Raw genomic sequence first — 18098 nt, 5'->3', positions numbered from 1 at the left:
ACTCCAAACCCCTTCTTGTTATTAGTGATTTAATTCAAATTATTATCAATAAATACGACACACATACATTAAATCCAGACATATTATTTACAACACCACACTACACAAAGAGAATCAAAAAAGCCTGTCTGAAAACGAATTTTCAGACAGGCTTTTTCCATACCAGTCAGTATCAGGCGTAATCGCGAGTTTCTTCTTTGCCTTCCACGTTTTCAGCACAACGCTTACAAAGCGTAGGATGGGCTGCCACGGTGCCGATATCCGCAGTGTAATGCCAGCAGCGCTCGCATTTCTCACCACCGCTTACTCGCGCCGAAACGGCCAATTCGTTTCCTTCCACAACTTCTGCTTTAGACACCAACAATACGAAACGCAACTCGTCGCCCAACGCCTTTAAATAAGCGGCCAAATCTTCCGGAGCGGTAACCGTCACTTCGGCCTGCAAAGAAGAGCCTATGGTTTTATCACTGCGTAAAGGTTCGATGGCGGCAGTAACGGCTTCACGTACGTTGCGCACCGCCTCCCATTTCTTAACCAGCTCAGCCTCGCCTTTTTCATTCATCACAGGAAAATCATGCCAAGAATGGAATAACACGCTGTCTTCTTCGCCGCCGCCGATGATGTCCCACGCTTCTTCCGCCGTAAAACAAAGAATCGGCGAAATCAGCAGCACCAAACTTCGGGTAATGTGGTAAAGCGCAGTTTGTGCACTACGGCGCGCATGGCTGTCTGCCGGAGTGGTATAAAGGCGGTCTTTCAGAATATCCAGATAAAACGCCCCCAAATCTTCCGAGCAAAATGCCACAATATCTTTCACGGCAAAATGGAAGGCATAACGCGGGTAATAATCGCCAGCCAAGCGCTCTTGCAAACGGCGCGCCAAAATCATCGCATAACGGTCGATTTCCACCATTTGATCTTGCGGCACGGCATGCTCAATCGGGCTGAAATCGCTCAGATTGGCAAACAGAAAGCTCAAAGTATTGCGGATGCGGCGATAGCTTTCGGTAACGCGTTTGAGAATTTCTTTAGAAATCGCCAATTCGCCGCTATAGTCGGTAGAAGCCGTCCACAAGCGCAGAATATCAGCGCCAAACTCGTTATACACTTCCTGCGGCGCCACAACATTGCCTAAAGACTTCGACATCTTACGGCCGTTTTGGTCGACCACAAAACCGTGCGTCAGCAATTGCTTATACGGTGCGCGGCCAACTGCGGCGCAGCCGGTCAGCATAGACGATTGGAACCAGCCGCGGTGTTGGTCGCTTCCCTCGAGATACAGGTCGGCCGGCCAAGCCAAGCCCCCACGCTGTTTCAACACGGAAAAATGAGTGCTGCCGGAATCAAACCACACATCCATCGTGTCTTTCAATTTTTCATACTGCTCGGCTTCATCACCCAATAATTCTTCGGCCTGCAAAGAAAACCAAGCTTCAATACCTTGTTGCTCGATACGTTTGGCCACTTCTTCCAGCAATTCGGCCGAACGCGGATGCAATTCGCCGGTTTCTTTATGCACGAAAAACGTCATCGGCGTGCCCCAATAACGTTGGCGCGACACCACCCAATCCGGGCGCCCTTCAATCATGGCTTCCAAACGGGCCCGCCCCCACGAAGGGAAAAATTCGGTATCGTCTACCGCTTTCATGGCATTGTTGCGCAAAGTTTTACCGTCGGTGCCAGGTTTGTCCATACCGATAAACCACTGACCGGTGGCACGGTAAATCAAAGGTGTTTTATGGCGCCAGCAGTGAGCATAGCTGTGCTCGATTTTGCTGTCTGCCAACAGGCGGTTTTCTTCCTTCAACCAATCGATAATAACCGGATTGGCTTCCCATACGGTCATGCCGGCCAAGCGCGGCACTTCGCTGATAAAGCGGCCTTGGCTGTTTACCGCATTTTCAAGTTGAATGCCGTATTTCAGGCAAACGAAATAGTCTTCCAGGCCGTGTGCAGGCGCGGTATGCACCAAGCCGGTACCGGCATCGGTAGTAACGTGTTCCCCATTGAGTATCATGATGTCTCGGGCAAGGAACGGATGATAAAGATGCAAATTTTCCAAACGGCTACCGGTGGTTTCAGCCAAAACCGCGACAGGCTTGTCTGAAAAACCGTAACGCTTCAGCGCTTCTTCAGCTAAATCTTTAGCCAACACCAGCTTGCCCTTGGGCGTATCGATAAGCTGGTACACCACATCGGCACCGGCCGAAATAGCCTGGCTGGCCGGCAAGGTCCACGGCGTGGTTGTCCAGATAACGGCAAACATGTCGCCGCTTTGTTCGGGCAACCCGAACGCAGCCGAAACCGCGGCATTGTTTTGAAATAGATAGGCTACGTCGATTGCGGGCGAAATTTTGTCTTTATATTCCACTTCGGCTTCAGCCAGCGACGAGCCGCAATCCAAACAAAACTGCACCGGTTTTTCGCCGCGATAAAGATAGCCCGCTTTGTAGATTTCTCCCAACGTGCGCACCGTATCCGCCTCGGTTTGATAATCCATAGTCAGATAGGGGTTATCCCAATCGCCCAATACACCCAAGCGGATAAAATCTTTTTTCTGGCGCGCAATCTGCTCGGCGGCATATTCGCGGCACAACTCGCGGAACTTGGCATCAGGCATATTTTTGCCATGCAGCTTTTCCACCATAACTTCAATCGGCAAACCGTGGCAATCCCAGCCCGGCACATAAGGCGCGTCGAAACCGGCCAGCGTTTTGCTGCGGATGATGATGTCTTTTAGAATTTTGTTAACCGCATGACCGATATGAATGTCGCCGTTGGCATAAGGCGGGCCGTCGTGCAGAATAAATTTCGGGCGGCCTTTTACTTTTTCGCGCAGTTTCTGATAGCGTTTCTGCTCGTACCAGCTTTTGAGCCAAGCAGGTTCTCGCTTGGCCAGATTGCCACGCATCGGAAACGGGCTTTCAAGCAGATTTACGGTTTTGCTGTAGTCGGTCATTTGAGTTCTCTGAATGCTTTGCGCCCGGCATCTTTCAGGCAGCCGCCCGGGCTTCTGTTAAAAAATCAATATTGTAACGGAATTACCTTGGTTTTATAAGGGTGTTTTCAGACAGGCATCGGCAGCCGCCAAGCCTTTGCCGCCGCCATATCGGCTTGAATTTGCGCAACCATGCTTGCCATATCGGCAAATTTTTCTTCGTCGCGCAATTTGTGCAGAAAATGTACGCTCAAGCGATTTCCATACAAATCATCATTAAAATCAAAAAGATGAACTTCGAGCTTCTGCCGATTGGTGTTGGAAACCGTTGGATTCGTACCGAAACTCGCCACACCGCGTTTACGGCCGAACATACCTTCGGCCTCCACCACAAACACACCGCTTAACGCATAATGGTGATCAGGCAAATGGATATTCGCTGTCGGGCAACCGATGGTGCGGCCGAGCTTGGCGCCGTGTTTCACATGACCGCTCAGCGTATAATCGTGCCCGAGTAGGCTGCGTGCACAATCCAGCAAACCGCCGGCCAGCGCCTGCCGCACAGCCGTGCTGCTCACCCGCATGCTCTCAATCAATACCGAAGGCGTGCGCTCGGTTATCATGCCGCTCTGGTTTTGCAACATGGCGAAATCACCTTCGCGCCCTGCTCCGAAACGGAAATCGTCGCCCACCAGCAAATAGCGCGTGTTCAGATTCTCACGCAACAATCGGTCGATAAACCTATGCGCGGGAATATCGGCAAAACCTTGATTAAAGCGCAACACCCAAACCGCATCGAGATAGCCGGTGGCTTCGAGCAGCATCAGTTTGTCGCGCAGCGGGCTGAGGCGGAAAGGCATCGCCTTACCCAGCTTGCGGGCAAAAAATTCGGGCGGCTGCGGCTCAAACACAACCGCCACGGTCGGCAAGCCGCGTTTTTCCGCTTCTTCCCGCAAACGCCGCAAAATATGCCGATGCCCCAGATGCACGCCGTCAAAATTACCGATGGTGGTGGCGACCCCTTGGGAAAAGAAAGGTTTTTGGTTTAAACCAAACCGGATTTTCATATGGTTTTCTAAACGAATGTCGATATAAAGCAGGTATTGTAAACGGTATGGCAAAGTTAGGGTATCCGCACAATCAATTCGCGGGCAGATTCAGCAGCCTCAAACCTGCCGTGCGGCTAGCAAAATACCGGCATGGGCGCCTTCTTTTCCGCCTCTCTGCCAAACGGTTTATGTAAAAGGTAAAATTAAAAAACCCCTCATATCCGTTTTCTTGTAAAATATCAGGTTTAATTTGTAAGCGTTAAGCCGTGTCATACGCTTGCCCGCCTTTGTTTTACTAAAAGAAAAAACCATGAATTTCAGATTCGACATCATCTACGAATACCGTTGGATGTTTTTTTACGGCGCACTAATCACACTCGGGCTGACTATCGTTGCCACTCTAGGCGGAACGATACTCGGCCTATTCGGTTCTTTAGCACGTATTGTCCGCTCCGAAAAAGGCAGCCTGCCACTCAAACTCTTATTCGGTTTTTTGCGCAGCATTTCAACCTTATACATCACGTTTTTCCGAGGCACGCCTTTATTCGTACAAATTTTCATTTGGTATTACGTATGGTTTCCAATTCTGGTGAAATACGATGGCGGCCTGCTTATCAGCGGTGCCGAAGCCAATGACATTCGCCGCAGTTACGGTGCATTGATTGCCGGCGCACTGGCGCTGACGTTCAATGCCGGCGCTTATATCACGGAAATCTTCCGTGCCGGCATCCAATCGATTGACAAAGGCCAGATGGAAGCTGCGCGCTCACTGGGCTTAAGCTATGCCCAAGCCATGCGGTTTGTGATTCTGCCGCAAGCCACCCGCCGCATGCTGGCGCCTCTGGCCAATGAATTCATTACTTTGCTGAAAGACAGCTCGCTAACCTCAACAATCGCCGTTGCGGAGCTGGCTTATGTGCAGAAAACCATTTCCGGCCGCTATTCGATTTATGCCGAGCCGCTCTACACCATCGCCTTGATTTATCTGATCATGACCATATGCTTAAGCTGGTTTTTCTCTTGGCTCGAGAAAAAATACAGTATCGAAGGACACCGTTAAACCAAACCGAAAATAAAGATGCCTGTCTGAAAAAGGTTTTCAGACAGGCATCTTTATTTTAACTATGTATGCTTTTTCATACCGCCCCAAGTCTGCTCCATCAAGTTCGACTCCGGCAAAGCAAAAAATACAACCATAATGAATTAAACTAAAATATTTTTCAAAACATTTGAGAAAACATAAGCAATCATTAGCCGGAGCCTCTTCTGCTCCGCAGTACCTTTTGGAAGATTGATTATTTTAGCTTACGCAGGCGCCCGATTAAACAACCTAAGAATAGTACCAATCATCAGATAACGCAAAAGAGAGGCCAATAGTAGAGCAGGATACAGGATAAGTGGGCTGCTCCATGGCAACATTCTAGTTATTAGAATATAGAAAAACATGCCTATCCAGAAAATGGCCAAAAGCATACTGTTACCTTGTTTATTGCTGATTTGAAAAGTATGAGCTGGTATCAAAAGCAACCATAAAACAACAGAAATAACTGCTTTAAACGGCCATAACAACAGGAAAGACGCCTTAAAATTGAGCGTTTGCCGGATATAACAATCACATTTCTCTAACAAGCGATTACGGTCGAATATCAGATACAGATTAGCATTGAACCATAGCAAGGTTATTGTGGCTATATAGGGTATATAGTCCGCCGAGATTTGCAGGTTTGCATGATCCCGCATCAATTCTACTAAGCCAAGCAATGTGAGCGCTGCAAGGGTCCAACTTTCCATTGCTTCCAGATAGAGGCTTAAATAGTAATTCAGACTCAATATCACAAAAATTGTTATCGCCACAGTTACCGGAAAAGGATCATCGCCAATCAAAGGAGCGATAAAAATACTTAAGGGGAAAAGGATTAAATAGATTATTTTAGCTGTGTTGGTAGATTTAACTTTTTGCCAATCAGAACTCACTTTTTGGAGTGGTTTACTTTGTACTAACAACATGATCATTCCGATACATGTAAGATAAATCTTATCGAATACAAAATTCAAAATGAAATAATCAAATATCAATGCAAAGAAATAGTCAGATGGATTTGCAATAAAATAAGAAGTAATCAAAGCTGAGATTGTTATTAAATAAAACTTCCTTTTTAAGCCGTTGGATTCGTCAAACAAGCAACTCAAGGACGGCTGATAAAAACTGAGCTCGGCACGCTGTTTTTCACTTGTCTCCTGTGTTATTTCCGGCCACATCAGTATTGCACAGAATGAAGCAAAAAAACGTTTGATCAATGAGGGGGAATGTCCCAGAAAACGGCTGAAAGCGCGGGCAACGGGATAGGAATTATGTTCCTGTGTATCAGAAAGAGGATTATCTGAGTTAGGTAGAATCTGAGTGCAATGAAGCAAATCGCCAACTTCTCGATAATTTTCAAGAGCAAGTATTTCTTCCGAACTCAAAATATCATTATAGATATTATGATTCCATTCAAAATAGTTTGACCATTGCATCCACAATAAGGGATGAACGATATTGTGTTCTTTTAAAAAAGAACAGCAATTAAACGAAAGTGCCTCTCCGTCATCAAGAGAAACTTGTGCGAATAATTGGCTAATCTCAGGCCAAAGTGTTACCAGTTTAGCGCTGCCTGCTTCTTCATACCATTGCGACAACTGAATCATAATGCTTTCGACATCATTTTCATTATTAGACTCAATATCATCTACATCATTGGCATTGTCGGTGCTGTTTATTTCATGATCAATCTTGGCGTGGTGTGCTTCTTCAAACCAAGATTGCGCTTGAAAAGATTCGTCATCTCGACTGATGGTATTTACCCCGTCAAATTCATGAAAATCGTTGAGGGTATGGGTTGAGCTTTCAGACCATCTTATCTCTTCGGCATCTTCTGAATTATATGCAGCCAGTTTATCAAAAGGCGAATTGCTGATTACTTCATCGACAGATTCATCATCAACTTCATCCTCATCTTCTATATAAGGGGCGATAGATAATGCATCGTCGAATGCTTGACGCAGCCGTTGATAACCTTCCGCATCATCATCCGGCCTAGTTGTTTTCAACAACTTGGCATAAGCCCTTTTAATGGCGCGTTCATCATTAGTGGGCGAAATATTGAGTATTTGCCAGCAATCCATATTTTTTATCCCGTATAGGTTCGAGCGTGCCGTATAGCATGGCCTGATTTCAGGCGGCTTTTATAATAAATAAAAGCCGTATCGGCAATGAATCGGCACAGGTAAAGTTTTAAAGCAACCAACCGCCATCATAACGGTTGAGAAATTCATTAAATTCTTTTTGCGCCCGACGGATAAGACTCGAATCTTGTGTTTCTAAAACTTGTTCAAAGCAAGTAATCTGGTGGCCGATAAGCTGCCTTTGATCTCCAAGATATTCTTCATACAATCGTTTGCCTTTTTCCAGTAAATAGATATTCTCCTGTTGGTCTCTTGGATGGATTTTGAGTGCAGCCAGTTTTTGCAATGAAGCCTGAACCTCTTCTTCGGTAAGATTGGCACTGTTATGATGAAAAGTTTGGCTGGTATAGAGCGATAGGTCGCTGTTACTAATGTCAACATCAAGCAAACCGTTGATATCATAACTAAAACGTATGTTTATAGATACTTCGCCTGCCGGCTTGGGTGGGATTCTTACATTTAAACAACCCAGTTCAAGATTTTCTTTCGCCAATACCGATTCACCTTGCAAAACATGTACTGCAAGAACGCTCTGATTATCACTGATTGTGGAAAAGTTTTCTTCTCTCGAAATCGGAACAGGCATATTTCGTTCGATAATCGGAGAGAAACGGCCGGTTACCACTTTCCCGCTTTCTACTATAGACGCAGTTTCGATGCCGAGCGAGAAAGGCATCACATCGGTAAGCACAACTTCGTCTACACTGGCATCGCGTTCGATCAAGGCTGCTTGTACGGCCGCGCCACGCGCAATCGCTTCATCGGGATTAATAGTTACATTGGCAATCCGCTTGAATAGTTGCGCAATCGTTTGGCGGATTAGTGGCATACGGGTGGCACCACCCACCAAAATAATGCTGTCGATTTGGTCAGTACGCAGCTTGGCATCACGCAAAGCACGTTCAAGAGGTTGGCGTAAACGCATTATGAGCGGCTTGGCTGCTTCATAAAAATCGTTGCGACTAATAACGGTTGAAACGAAGCGGTTGTTAACATTCACGGCTACTTCGACCTGCATTTCTTCACCGAGCTTTCTTTTGGCGGTTTCCAACGCTTGCCATAATTCGGTGCTGTCTGAAAGTTGAGCTCGCTCGCTATCGCTTAATTCTTTACATTGGCTTAAAAAGCAATGCCGTAAGACTTGCAGAAAATCTTCGCCTCCCAAACGATTGTCTCCCGCACTAGCTGATACTTGCACTATGCCGTCAAAATAGTCTAAAACGGATACGTCGAACGTGCCGCCTCCCAAATCGTAAATCAGGAAGCGGGTGTCATCCGGACGTTCTTGCAAACCATAAGCCAAGCCGGCTGCGGTGGGCTCATTGAGTAGTCGTAATACATTTAATCCGGCCATGGTTGCCGCATTACGCGTGGCTTGACGCTGGATGGCATTGAAATAAGCCGGCACAGTCAGCACAATATCGTGAATTTCACACCCAAGATAAGCTTCTGCATCTTCTTTCAATTGTTTCAAAACCAGAGCAGAAAGTTCTTCTGCACGAAATTTCTTACCACCTAAAAAGAATACTTTGTCGGTGCCCATAAAACGCTTGAAAGCAGATGCAGTCGATTGCGGGGCGGTACGCAGGCGTTCCCGTGCAGCCAAACCTACTAAAATTTTGCCCGCATCATCAATACTCACGACGGAAGGGGTCAGCGTATGTCCTAATTGGTTTGGAATAAGACGTGTTTCCCCATCAATAAATTGTGCAACCAGGCTGTTTGTTGTGCCAAGATCAATACCAATTTTCGGTTTTGTTGTCATAGGTGTTATCTGAAAAATGATTTAAAAATAACTGTCATATACAGTGTGCCGTGTGTTTCAAAAGTAAAGATGGCAGCATTTCCACAATGCCCTCACCAACCTACTTTTATGAGTTTTACAAATATTTTAACAATAATTTTATCTGTTTTTCCGTAAATTGGGGAAACTATAACATTCCAGCCTGTTTATTATTCAGCAGCCATCTTAATAATGGCTCCAATTGAAAAACCAATTCGTAAATATATTAGTAATGTGCTTCTGAATGATGCTCACTCATTTCCAACGCAATGACAGAATGATTCTTTTATCCATTTCATCGGATCATCGTTCGTAAAGCTTGATTTTTTATAACCGCTCTACTCTTCACTTTAACATTCCATAATCCAATGCCTGTCTGAAAACCTTTTCAGACAGGCATTTTAAATTATGATGATATAATGATTTTTTTAAATCGACTGACACACCATGGATAAACAAACTGTATTGGATTTCTGGTTTTCCGAATCCACTCAACCATTCTGGTTTCAGAAAAGCGATGATTTCGACCAGAGCATCCGCACTCAATTTTTCCCGCTCTGGCAGCAAGCGGCGCAAAGCGAGCTTTATCATTGGCGCACTTCTCCCGAGGGCCGCTTGGCCGAAATCATTGTGCTCGACCAATTCTCGCGCAATCTCTTTCGCAACAGCCCGCAGGCGTTCGCGCAAGACAATATGGCCGTCGCGCTGACACAAGAGGCTCTACGCCAAGACGGCTTTGCCCGGCTGCCGGAAATGTGGCGCAAATTTACTTTGATGCCTTTGATGCACAGCGAAAGCCGCCTTATCCACGAGCAGGCGATGCTATTGTTCAACCGCCATGCCGACCCGCACACCTTGGAATTTGAAGCCAAGCATAAAGCCATTATCGACCGTTTCGGCCGTTATCCACATCGCAACGCGGTTTTGGGCCGCAAGTCAACGCCCGAAGAGATTGAATTTCTACAGCAGCCCAGTTCTTCGTTTTAGCGTTCCCATAATCCGATGCCTGTCTGAAAACCTTGGAATGGGTTTTCAGACAGGCATTTTCATTAACTGCATAATAGAGATGCAAACTCAATGAGCTTTAAAACAGCTTTTTCACTTCCGCTTCGATATCGGCAGCACGCATAAAGGTTTCGCCGATAAGAAACGTATCGACGCCGTGGCGGCGCATAAAATCAATGTCTTCCTTACCGCGGATGCCGCTTTCAGCAATCACGATATGACCTGCGAGCTGAGGTAAAAGATCAAGTGTTTGCTGCATGTTGACTTCAAACGTGCGCAAGTTGCGGTTGTTCACACCGCGCAGCGGCGTGGTCAGACGGCGGCATTTTTCCAGCTCGGCCGGTTCGTGCAATTCCAGCAACACGGCCATGCCCAAACGGTGGGCAAGTTGCTCGAATCGCTCCAATTCTTCGGCACTCAGCGCGGCGGCAATCAGCAAAATGGCATCGGCTCCCCATGCACGGGCTTGGTAAATTTGGTATTCGTCGATAATAAAATCTTTGCGCAACACCGGCAGGCTAACAGCGGCCCGCGCCTGTTGCAGATATTCGGGCGCACCTTGGAAATACTGCTCGTCGGTTAAAACCGACAGGCAAGCGGCGCCGGCACGCTCGTAATCGCGGGCATGTGCTGCCGGATTGAAATCGGGACGAATAAGACCTTTTGACGGGCTGGCTTTTTTGATTTCGGCAATAATCGCCGGCAATCCTTGCGTATGTTTGGCTCGGATGGCTTCGGTAAAACCGCGTGCAGGTGCGGCATTTTCGGCCTGACGGCGAATGTCTGCCAGAGCAACGGCAGCTTTGGCGGCCGCTACTTCTTCGGCTTTGGTATTCAGGATTTTTTGCAGGATGTCGTTCATGATGGTCTGATGAGGTTCGAGTTGGCAGGAATGCCTGTCTGAAAACCGAAGCTTATTTTTCAGACAGGCATTTATGTTAATGGAAAAGCGCGGTATGGTCTATCGCGGCGGCAGGCTGATCTTGTTTTGCATGATTTGCTGCAGGCAGATAACGGTACTCATGCCGGTAAGCCAACCGACCAGCACGTCGGTAGGATAATGCACGCCCAAAACCACTCGGGAATAGCCCGACAGCAAGGCGAACACGGCGGCGGCAAAAGCAACCTGCACGCGATGCCGGCTGTGCCAGCACAAGATAACGGTGGTAAAGGCCAGCGCGGCGGCAAAAGTGCTGTGTCCGCTGGGAAAAGACGTGCTGCCCTCTTCCACGATGCGCGGCCAAAATTCAGGGCGTGCCCGGCTAAAGAAAGATTTGGCCGCGCTCATCAAAGCGGTAGACACCACCGCGCCCAACACGATAAACACCGCGCGCAACGGGCGCTTTTGCTGCCATTCATACAAAGCAAACAATGCAACAATCACACTGGCCACCTGCCATTTCCCAACCCAATGCAGCGCAACGGCAATTTGGGTCATTACAAAACCGCTGTGTTGGTGCACGGCCAACATCAGCGGCTGCTCGAAAGCCAAACGCCCCTGCTGCGAAACGCTAACGGCCACACCCACCGCAATAAACAAAGGGATGAAAATGCCGAACAGCCAAACCGACCAACGGCGCGGCGCCGGCGTTATTTTTGTTGCATTCATAATATATGGAAAGTTAGATAAACGAAATGCCTGTCTGAAAACCACTGCTCTCAAATTAAGAAACTATTATTTAAAATAAGGAAGATTGTTTTCTTAATAAGAAATAGTGTATCAACAAAGGCTGCCTTCATCGGCATAGATAAAGTGCCTATACTGCCCGCATCTATCCTAAAAATCAAACTAGATGCAATCATGACTAAACTTCCCACTGTTTTTCTCGGCCACGGCAGCCCGATGAACGCCATCACAGACACGGATTATGGCCACAACTGGCGCAAACTGGGCCAACACCTGCGCCAACACTATGACATCCGAGCCATTCTGGCCGTTTCCGCCCATTGGTGCACCGAAGGCACCGCCGTTACCGCCATGCCGCAGCCGCGCACGATACATGATTTCGGCGGATTTCCTCAGGCCTTATACGATATGCACTATCCTGCGCCGGGCAGCCCTGAATTGGCGCAAACGGTTAGAGCGCTTTTGAAAGACAACAACATAGCAGCCGACTACCACTGGGGCTTGGATCACGGCACATGGGGCGTGCTGTGCCATGTTTTTCCCGAAGCGGATATTCCCGTCGTACAACTCAGCCTCAACGTCAGGCTAAGTGCAGAAGGCCATTTCGATTTGGGTCGACAGCTTGCCCCATTGCGAGAACAAGGCATCCTGATTGTCGGCAGCGGCAATATCGTACACAATCTGCGTGCCGCTGATTTCAGCCGAATGGATAATGCCACCGAAAGCTATGCTTGGGCCGAATCGGCGCGCGCATGGGTAAACGAACGCCTGCGAAGCGGCAACATCCCGGAATTGGCCAACGAGCAAGCATATCCTGAAGCGCTTCGACTGGCCGCCCCGACACCCGAGCATTACTGGCCTCTACTCTATATCGCAGGTGCGGCGCAGACGGATGAGCCGATATGCTTGTTTAACGACGATATCGTCGGAAAATCTTTAAGCATGACTTCGGTATTAATCGGAGATACCCAGTTTCATGATACGCTTAATCCGAAAGTCTGCTATGTGCAGGGTTAAAGCCGATGGGTTTCCGATAATTCTGTTTGCAAATGGAAACATCGGCACGCTGCACAGTTCAGACGATGGCTTTCGATGTGGCGAATGCACTTCGGTTAATTTGCACGCTTACAGCGGATGCTTCTGTCGGTACAAAATATGGCCGAATTTTCAGCATTGCATGCTTGTCTGACTTTGCTGCGCGTCAGTGTTTCGCCGTAGCCCGTGGCTTCAAAGGTTTTTCCAAACGGGGTAACGCTGCACACATAAAGCGGTTGCTGCTCTTTCTTATTGTTGATAATGATGGCTACATTATCTGAATTGCGGTGATCTGTATGGTGGCGTTCCAACAAAGCGATACGCCGCTCCAAATCGGCTATTCTCGTTTCAAGAGCGGTAATTCTGTCGCTGTCGGCAGCGATAGCGGAAGAGGCGGCCGCGGCCAATAATAAAGTGAATAAAGTTTTTTTCACGGTAGGTTCCTTAGCGTAATGGTTATAGTAGTTAAGGTGCGTTTTTACACTCCGGCCGCATTATATTTTTTATGTGTTTTTTTATAAATATTGTTCTTCCAGTTTTCTGATATAAGACAGGAAAACGGCTTATACACAGCCGGAAGAAAGATTCAGCAACGGTATGTCGCATGCGGGTTTACATGGCGCTGATGATGAGTGCTGGTGCGATATCTTGTTTTTTTATCTATAAAATAATCGACGTTATTTGATGAAATGAGTGCTTAATTTGAGAGGCAGTGATTTTCAGACAGGCATTTCGTTTATCCGGTTTCTATATATCATGAATGCAACAAAAATAATGCCGGCGCTGCTTGTCGGTCTGGTTGCTCGGCATTTTCATACCTTTGCTTATCGCGGTGGGTGTTGCCGCCGTTATCTGGTACTGACTAGCCGGTATCGCACGCAGGTTGCTTTTACTGCGGCCGTGTTCGCCTTACTGTCGGGCTATTCCCGAGTAGTTTTCAGCGTGCATTATCCTAATGACGCAATAATGCCTGTCTGAATACGTTTTCAGACAGGCATTATGATTTTGCAGCATGGCGGTAGGCTAATTCAGCAAAGTCTGCCCGGCAGCCATGCGCTCCCATTCCAAGCGATAGGCAACCAGCTCTTCATAATCGGGAATATCAAGTTCGATGCCACGCGCTTGAGCGAGATCCATCAAATCGGCCAGCAATTCAATCGGTTCAATTTCCAGGCCGTACAGGCCGGCGTCAAACTCCACGCCGGCAAGGCATTCGTCTTCGTCCATATTCAGCAGCCAAGTACGCATAAATTCGGCCAGCGTAATGGCCTCAATCTGATAAGCCGACCATTCTTCATTCTGGCAGGCATTCGCCCCTTCGGCCGACGACCAATAACACAAAACGGGCACCGGCTCACCGTCGGCACCGTTATATTCGGTAGATGGGCATTCAGCCACGCCGTTTTCATCAGAAAGGGTGTAAACGGTTTGCGTATCAAGCAGCGTGTTAAGGAAACTTTGGTATTCGGAATCTTCAAGCGATGTATACATAGAGATGCCTTTACGCTTCATCTTGGTTTTCTGAATCCGCCTCTTCCGACATAACGGTTTTGATTTCTTGATAAAGCGCGCGGAAATTTTTCGGCAGCTTGTTCAATTCCCTTTCTTTGCGGGTATTGCGGATAAGGGTGCGCAAAGCGGCCGTATCGGCATGGGGATGCTCGGCAACGAATGCGGTAAGCGCTTCGTCGCTTTCCAGCAAACGCAGGCGCACTTGCTCAACACGCTGCAAAAATGCGTTGTGTGCGCTGCTTTCGCCTTTAAGACGGGCAAGAAAGGCGCGTATCGGCGCAGGGTCGGTTTCGCGCATCAGGCGGCCGATGTATTGGGTTTGCCGCTTGGTTGCACCGTTAGACGTGATTTTTTTATATTCGCGCACCGCTTCATACAAATCTTCGGGCAGGCCGATTTTTTTCAGGGTTTCGGTTGAGAGGCGGGTCAGCTCCATACCTAAATCCTGCAATTCGTCCATGCGCTTTTTCATCTGGGTTTTGCTGATGGGTTCTTCGTGGTTACGTTCGGTCATCGGATCGCTACTTATTTGACAGGTAGCGGCATTTTAACATAGCCATAGCCGATTTCTTCAACGGCGGCAAACGAAAACGGTTAAAATAGCAACGGTTATCAAACAGGATGCGATATGTTCAACCACACTTCAGAAGAATTGAGCGGCTTATGTGCGCAGGTTTTAGACTTGGCCAAGCAAAAAGGCGCTACGGCGGCCGAAGCAGATTTAGCCGAGGCGCTGGGGCAGAATGTGCAGGTACGTTTGCAGGAAATCGAGCAGATTGAATACCAGCAGGATAAATCGCTGGATTTAACCGTGTATGTCGGTTCACGCAAAGGGCGAGCCAGCACTGCCGACTTCTCGCGCAGCGCGATTGAAGAAACAGTGCAATCGGCAATCGATATTGCGCGCTACACCGCCGAAGACGATTGTGCCGGGCTGGCGGATGCCGCGTTGATGGCGAAAACCGTCGGCGATTTGGACAAATATCATGAGTGGCACCTGAGCAGCGAACAAGCCGTCGAGTTATCCAAACAATGCGAAGCGGCAGCGCTGGAAGCAGATAGCCTGATTTCCAATTCCGAAGGTGCGGGCGTTCAGACCAACCATTATCAGTTTGTTTACGGTAATACGCACGGCTTTCTGCAACACCAGCAAGGCACGCGCCACAGTATGTCTTGCGGCGTGGTTGCTGCCGACAACGCAGGCATGCAGCGCGATTTCTGGTACGACTCGGCACGCTCAGCGGCCGATTTGGAAAGTGCGGAAACCATCGGCCGCACGGCCGCATTGCGTACGGTGCACCGCCTGAATGCCCGCAGCGTGCCGACCGGCAGTCATCCGATCGTGTTTGACACCACGCTGTCAGCCGGGCTGATCGGCCATTTGGTCGGCGGTTTGAGCGGCAGCGCTTTATACCGCCAGAGCAGCTTTCTGGTTGATAGCTTGGGCAAGCAGATTTTTGCCGACTTTATCCATTTGCGCGAAGAACCGCATATCCCACAAGCATGGAGCAGCACTTATTTCGATGCGGAAGGCGTGGCAACACAGCCCCGTTCCATCATCGAAAAAGGCGTGGTGCAAGGCTATTTCCTCAGCAGCTACAGCGCACGCAAACTAGGCATGCAAACAACCGGCAATGCCGGCGGCGCGCACAATCTGCTGCTAACGCCGACGCACCCGAACCAAGAAGCGCTGTTAAAAGAAATGGGCACTGGCCTCTTGATAACCGAGCTGATGGGCCAAGGCGTCAACATGCTGACCGGCGATTACTCGCGCGGCGCGGCGGGTTTCTGGGTGGAAAACGGAGTTATCGCTTATCCGGTGGAAGAAATTACCATTGCCTCGCGCCTTCAAGACATGTTTATGAACATCAGCGGCGTGGCAGACGATGCGCTCCGCCGCTCCGGGCATAAGGTAGGCTCGATATTGGTTTCGTCGATGATGGTGGCGGGAAGCGATTAACGATTTTTCAGACAGGCATTGGCATCGCCAACACCTGAAGAACCTTCGTTTCACTTGCGCTGGCGCAAGCGGCGCACATGATCGCGGGTTTTGGCGCGGGTAGCGGCAAATTCGTCGGCCGAGAGCACAGCCGCGGCGCGTTCGATTTCCTCGCCGTCGAGAATGCCTGTCTGAAAACGTTTCACATAGGCAACGGCCTGACCGAGATGGCAGACATTGGCCGGCATAGCAGTTTTGAATTCCGCCTCGCCGGCGAAAATTACCAATGAATGAAATTTGTTTTCCGGCAAATTCAGCAAAGCCAACAAAGCTTTGATATGGGCATAATTTTGGCGCAGCGGATTTTGAAAACCATGTTTCTTCTTATATACAACCTGAGTCCATCTGGCTTGATTGGCACTGCCGAAAATCCAACCGGAATAATTCTTGGTTTCCACCACGAAGATACCGTACGGCGACAAATAAAGATGATCTATCTGGGTTGTGCCGCCTTCGGCCGGAATAATCAGATTGTGAAACGGCCGGTAAACCTGCTCGTCCAGCCGGCGCCCCAAACCGGATTGCACTGTTTTTTCACCCAACCAGCCTTTAAACAGCGGGCTGCGGCTGAATGCCAGCAGCAAAGCCAGCGGCAACAGCCACCAAACAGATTGAAATACAGCAATCATGCTGCCGAAAATAGCTTCTGTCAGATTCATTTTTATCCCCATGTGTTATTGATTTTTCGGTTGGCTGCTTTCAGACAGGCATGGTTGCCATTTCTGCTCCGGCCATTCGTTTGTTCCGAACAATTCAATATTGCAACAAAATCAAATTGTGCCGTCGATTTGAAATGCTATAAATCCAGCAACCGTTTTATTATTTTATAACAATGCCTGTCTGAAAACCGATTTTCAGACAGGCATTGTCGTTTTACAGCAAACAACCGGTTTACACATTCTCGCTCATGGTTGCCACCAATACGGCCTTAATGGTGTGCATCCGGTTTTCAGCCTGATCAAATACAATGCTGGCTTCACTTTCAAACACATCCTCGGTCACTTCCACGCCATCCAAACCGAAGTTTTGATAAATCCACTCGCCTACTGCGGTTTCCCGGTTATGAAACGCAGGCAGACAATGCATAAATTTCACGTTTGGATTGCCGGATGCGGCCATCAATTCCGAAGTAACGCGGAAAGGCATCAGCAAGCCGATGCGCTCTTTCCATATTTCTTCCGGCTCGCCCATAGAAACCCAAACATCGGTGTGGATGTAATCCGCGCCTTTCACGGCTTCTTCGGCATTTTCAGTCAACAACACGCGCGCGCCGGTCTTTTTGGCCAATTCGTGCGCCTGTTGAATCAGCTCTCCGGCAGGCCAAAGGTGCTTCGGTGCGCCGATTCGCACATCCATACCCAGTATGGCACCGGTTAAGAGAAATGAATTGCCCATATTGAATCGGGCATCGCCCACATAAGCATAAGCGATTTGTTCAATCGGTTTATCGCTGTGCTCGCGCATGGTCAGCATATCGGCCAGCATCTGGGTGGGATGAAATTCATCGGTCAGGCCGTTGAACACGGGTACGCCCGCATATTCGGCCAATTCTTCCACAATCGATTGACCGAAGCCTCGGTATTCTATGCCGTCATACATACGACCCAACACGCGGGCGGTATCTTTCATGCTTTCTTTATGGCCGATTTGCGAGCCGCTGGGGCCGAGGTAAGTTACATTGGCGCCTTGGTCGTGCGCGGCCACTTCAAACGAGCAGCGGGTACGCGTGCTGGTTTTTTCAAAAATAAGCGCAATATTTTTTCCGGTTAATCGTCGACTTTCCCTACCTGCTTTCTTATCCGTTTTCAGCTTGGCAGCCAAATCCAGCAGCGAAAGAATTTCTTCGCGGCTGAAGTCGAGCAGTTTTAGAAAATGACGGTTATGAAGATTAACACTCATAAGAATCTCGCTTTGTAAATAGAGTC

At 48.4% G+C, this 18098-nt stretch carries 15 protein-coding genes; 4 read left to right on the top strand and 11 right to left on the bottom strand.

What is annotated here, in order from left to right; genetic code table 11:
• Positions 1–172: 172 nt before the first annotated feature.
• Positions 173–2959, bottom strand: coding sequence for an isoleucine--tRNA ligase (ileS, locus tag Q4A84_RS03360; protein ID WP_303087518.1), 2787 nt, complete (start codon positions 2957–2959; stop codon positions 173–175).
• Between the two features lie 107 nt (positions 2960–3066).
• Positions 3067–4005: a bifunctional riboflavin kinase/FAD synthetase gene (ribF, locus tag Q4A84_RS03355; protein WP_303087581.1), complete on the bottom strand. Its 939-nt coding sequence runs from the start codon at positions 4003–4005 to the stop codon at positions 3067–3069.
• 292 nt (positions 4006–4297) lie between these two features.
• Between ribF and Q4A84_RS03350 the strand changes: the two genes are divergently transcribed.
• Entirely contained in the window at positions 4298–5047 is a 750-nt protein-coding gene (locus tag Q4A84_RS03350) for an amino acid ABC transporter permease (protein ID WP_303087517.1), read from the top strand.
• Positions 5048–5292: 245 nt separating this feature from the next.
• On the opposite strand, the gene Q4A84_RS03345 is transcribed toward Q4A84_RS03350, so the two are convergent.
• Together Q4A84_RS03345 and Q4A84_RS03340 are read right to left on the bottom strand one after the other, a co-directional pair.
• On the bottom strand, positions 5293–7152 hold the full coding sequence (locus Q4A84_RS03345; RefSeq protein ID WP_303087516.1) for a J domain-containing protein: 1860 nt from the start codon (positions 7150–7152) through the stop codon (positions 5293–5295).
• Between the two features lie 109 nt (positions 7153–7261).
• Positions 7262–8977, bottom strand: coding sequence for a molecular chaperone HscC (locus tag Q4A84_RS03340; protein ID WP_303087515.1), 1716 nt, complete (start codon positions 8975–8977; stop codon positions 7262–7264).
• A gap of 465 nt (positions 8978–9442) precedes the next feature.
• On the opposite strand from Q4A84_RS03340, the gene Q4A84_RS03335 reads away from it, so the two are divergent.
• A complete protein-coding gene (locus tag Q4A84_RS03335; RefSeq protein WP_303087514.1) occupies positions 9443–9982 on the top strand; it encodes a DUF924 family protein in 540 nt (179 codons plus the stop codon).
• Between the two features lie 97 nt (positions 9983–10079).
• Here the strand turns inward: Q4A84_RS03335 and trpC are convergent, their stop codons facing one another.
• Together trpC and Q4A84_RS03325 are read right to left on the bottom strand one after the other, a co-directional pair.
• Entirely contained in the window at positions 10080–10862 is a 783-nt protein-coding gene (trpC, locus tag Q4A84_RS03330; protein ID WP_303087513.1) for an indole-3-glycerol phosphate synthase TrpC, read from the bottom strand.
• 99 nt (positions 10863–10961) lie between these two features.
• The gene (locus tag Q4A84_RS03325; RefSeq protein ID WP_303087512.1) at positions 10962–11609 is read right to left on the bottom strand and encodes a phosphatase PAP2 family protein; all 648 of its coding nucleotides are present in this window, start codon (positions 11607–11609) and stop codon (positions 10962–10964) included.
• A 192-nt stretch (positions 11610–11801) separates the two neighbouring features.
• Here Q4A84_RS03325 and ygiD point away from each other — a divergent pair, with 192 nt between their 5' ends.
• Positions 11802–12644, top strand: a complete 843-nt coding sequence (gene ygiD / locus Q4A84_RS03320) for a 4,5-DOPA dioxygenase extradiol (protein WP_303087511.1) — start codon at positions 11802–11804, stop codon at positions 12642–12644.
• A 95-nt stretch (positions 12645–12739) separates the two neighbouring features.
• On the opposite strand, the gene Q4A84_RS03315 is transcribed toward ygiD, so the two are convergent.
• The 3 genes from Q4A84_RS03315 to yjgA form a co-directional block, all read right to left on the bottom strand.
• Complete coding sequence (locus tag Q4A84_RS03315) at positions 12740–13096, bottom strand: hypothetical protein (RefSeq protein WP_303087510.1); 357 nt, start codon at positions 13094–13096, stop codon at positions 12740–12742.
• Positions 13097–13685: 589 nt separating this feature from the next.
• Positions 13686–14153 carry a DUF2750 domain-containing protein gene (locus tag Q4A84_RS03310; protein WP_303087509.1) on the bottom strand — a complete coding sequence of 156 codons (468 nt, stop codon included), beginning with the start codon at positions 14151–14153 and terminating at the stop codon, positions 13686–13688.
• 10 nt (positions 14154–14163) lie between these two features.
• Positions 14164–14688, bottom strand: coding sequence for a ribosome biogenesis factor YjgA (yjgA, locus tag Q4A84_RS03305; RefSeq protein ID WP_303087508.1), 525 nt, complete (start codon positions 14686–14688; stop codon positions 14164–14166).
• 114 nt (positions 14689–14802) lie between these two features.
• Here yjgA and pmbA point away from each other — a divergent pair, with 114 nt between their 5' ends.
• Positions 14803–16134 (top strand): metalloprotease PmbA, encoded by a 1332-nt coding sequence (pmbA, locus tag Q4A84_RS03300; RefSeq protein ID WP_303087507.1) that lies wholly within the window; start codon positions 14803–14805, stop codon positions 16132–16134.
• A gap of 50 nt (positions 16135–16184) precedes the next feature.
• Here the strand turns inward: pmbA and Q4A84_RS03295 are convergent, their stop codons facing one another.
• Together Q4A84_RS03295 and argF are read right to left on the bottom strand one after the other, a co-directional pair.
• Positions 16185–16832 carry a nuclease-related domain-containing protein gene (locus tag Q4A84_RS03295; RefSeq protein ID WP_303087506.1) on the bottom strand — a complete coding sequence of 216 codons (648 nt, stop codon included), beginning with the start codon at positions 16830–16832 and terminating at the stop codon, positions 16185–16187.
• A gap of 232 nt (positions 16833–17064) precedes the next feature.
• Positions 17065–18072 (bottom strand): ornithine carbamoyltransferase, encoded by a 1008-nt coding sequence (argF, locus tag Q4A84_RS03290; RefSeq protein ID WP_303087505.1) that lies wholly within the window; start codon positions 18070–18072, stop codon positions 17065–17067.
• Between the last annotated feature and the right edge of the window lie 26 nt (positions 18073–18098).

It is taken from the genome of Neisseria sp., assembly GCF_030527965.1.
Lineage (GTDB): Bacteria > Pseudomonadota > Gammaproteobacteria > Burkholderiales > Neisseriaceae > Neisseria.
Note: the sequence above shows the minus strand (reverse complement) of the source record. Positions and strands in the feature narration are given on the sequence as shown.

Excerpts from the sequence above, each read along its gene's own strand:
- yjgA (WP_303087508.1), bottom strand. The coding sequence starts at position 14,688 with ATGACCGAACGTAACCACGAAGAACCCATCAGCAAAACCCAGATGAAA.
- ribF (WP_303087581.1), bottom strand. The coding sequence starts at position 4,005 with ATGAAAATCCGGTTTGGTTTAAACCAAAAACCTTTCTTTTCCCAAGGG.
- pmbA (WP_303087507.1), top strand. The coding sequence starts at position 14,803 with ATGTTCAACCACACTTCAGAAGAATTGAGCGGCTTATGTGCGCAGGTT.
- trpC (WP_303087513.1), bottom strand. The coding sequence starts at position 10,862 with ATGAACGACATCCTGCAAAAAATCCTGAATACCAAAGCCGAAGAAGTA.
- ygiD (WP_303087511.1), top strand. The coding sequence starts at position 11,802 with ATGACTAAACTTCCCACTGTTTTTCTCGGCCACGGCAGCCCGATGAAC.
- ileS (WP_303087518.1), bottom strand. The coding sequence starts at position 2,959 with ATGACCGACTACAGCAAAACCGTAAATCTGCTTGAAAGCCCGTTTCCG.
- Q4A84_RS03335 (WP_303087514.1), top strand. The coding sequence starts at position 9,443 with ATGGATAAACAAACTGTATTGGATTTCTGGTTTTCCGAATCCACTCAA.
- Q4A84_RS03325 (WP_303087512.1), bottom strand. The coding sequence starts at position 11,609 with ATGAATGCAACAAAAATAACGCCGGCGCCGCGCCGTTGGTCGGTTTGG.
- Q4A84_RS03310 (WP_303087509.1), bottom strand. The coding sequence starts at position 14,153 with ATGTATACATCGCTTGAAGATTCCGAATACCAAAGTTTCCTTAACACG.
- Q4A84_RS03340 (WP_303087515.1), bottom strand. The coding sequence starts at position 8,977 with ATGACAACAAAACCGAAAATTGGTATTGATCTTGGCACAACAAACAGC.
- Q4A84_RS03350 (WP_303087517.1), top strand. The coding sequence starts at position 4,298 with ATGAATTTCAGATTCGACATCATCTACGAATACCGTTGGATGTTTTTT.
- Q4A84_RS03345 (WP_303087516.1), bottom strand. The coding sequence starts at position 7,152 with ATGGATTGCTGGCAAATACTCAATATTTCGCCCACTAATGATGAACGC.
- Q4A84_RS03295 (WP_303087506.1), bottom strand. The coding sequence starts at position 16,832 with ATGAATCTGACAGAAGCTATTTTCGGCAGCATGATTGCTGTATTTCAA.
- argF (WP_303087505.1), bottom strand. The coding sequence starts at position 18,072 with ATGAGTGTTAATCTTCATAACCGTCATTTTCTAAAACTGCTCGACTTC.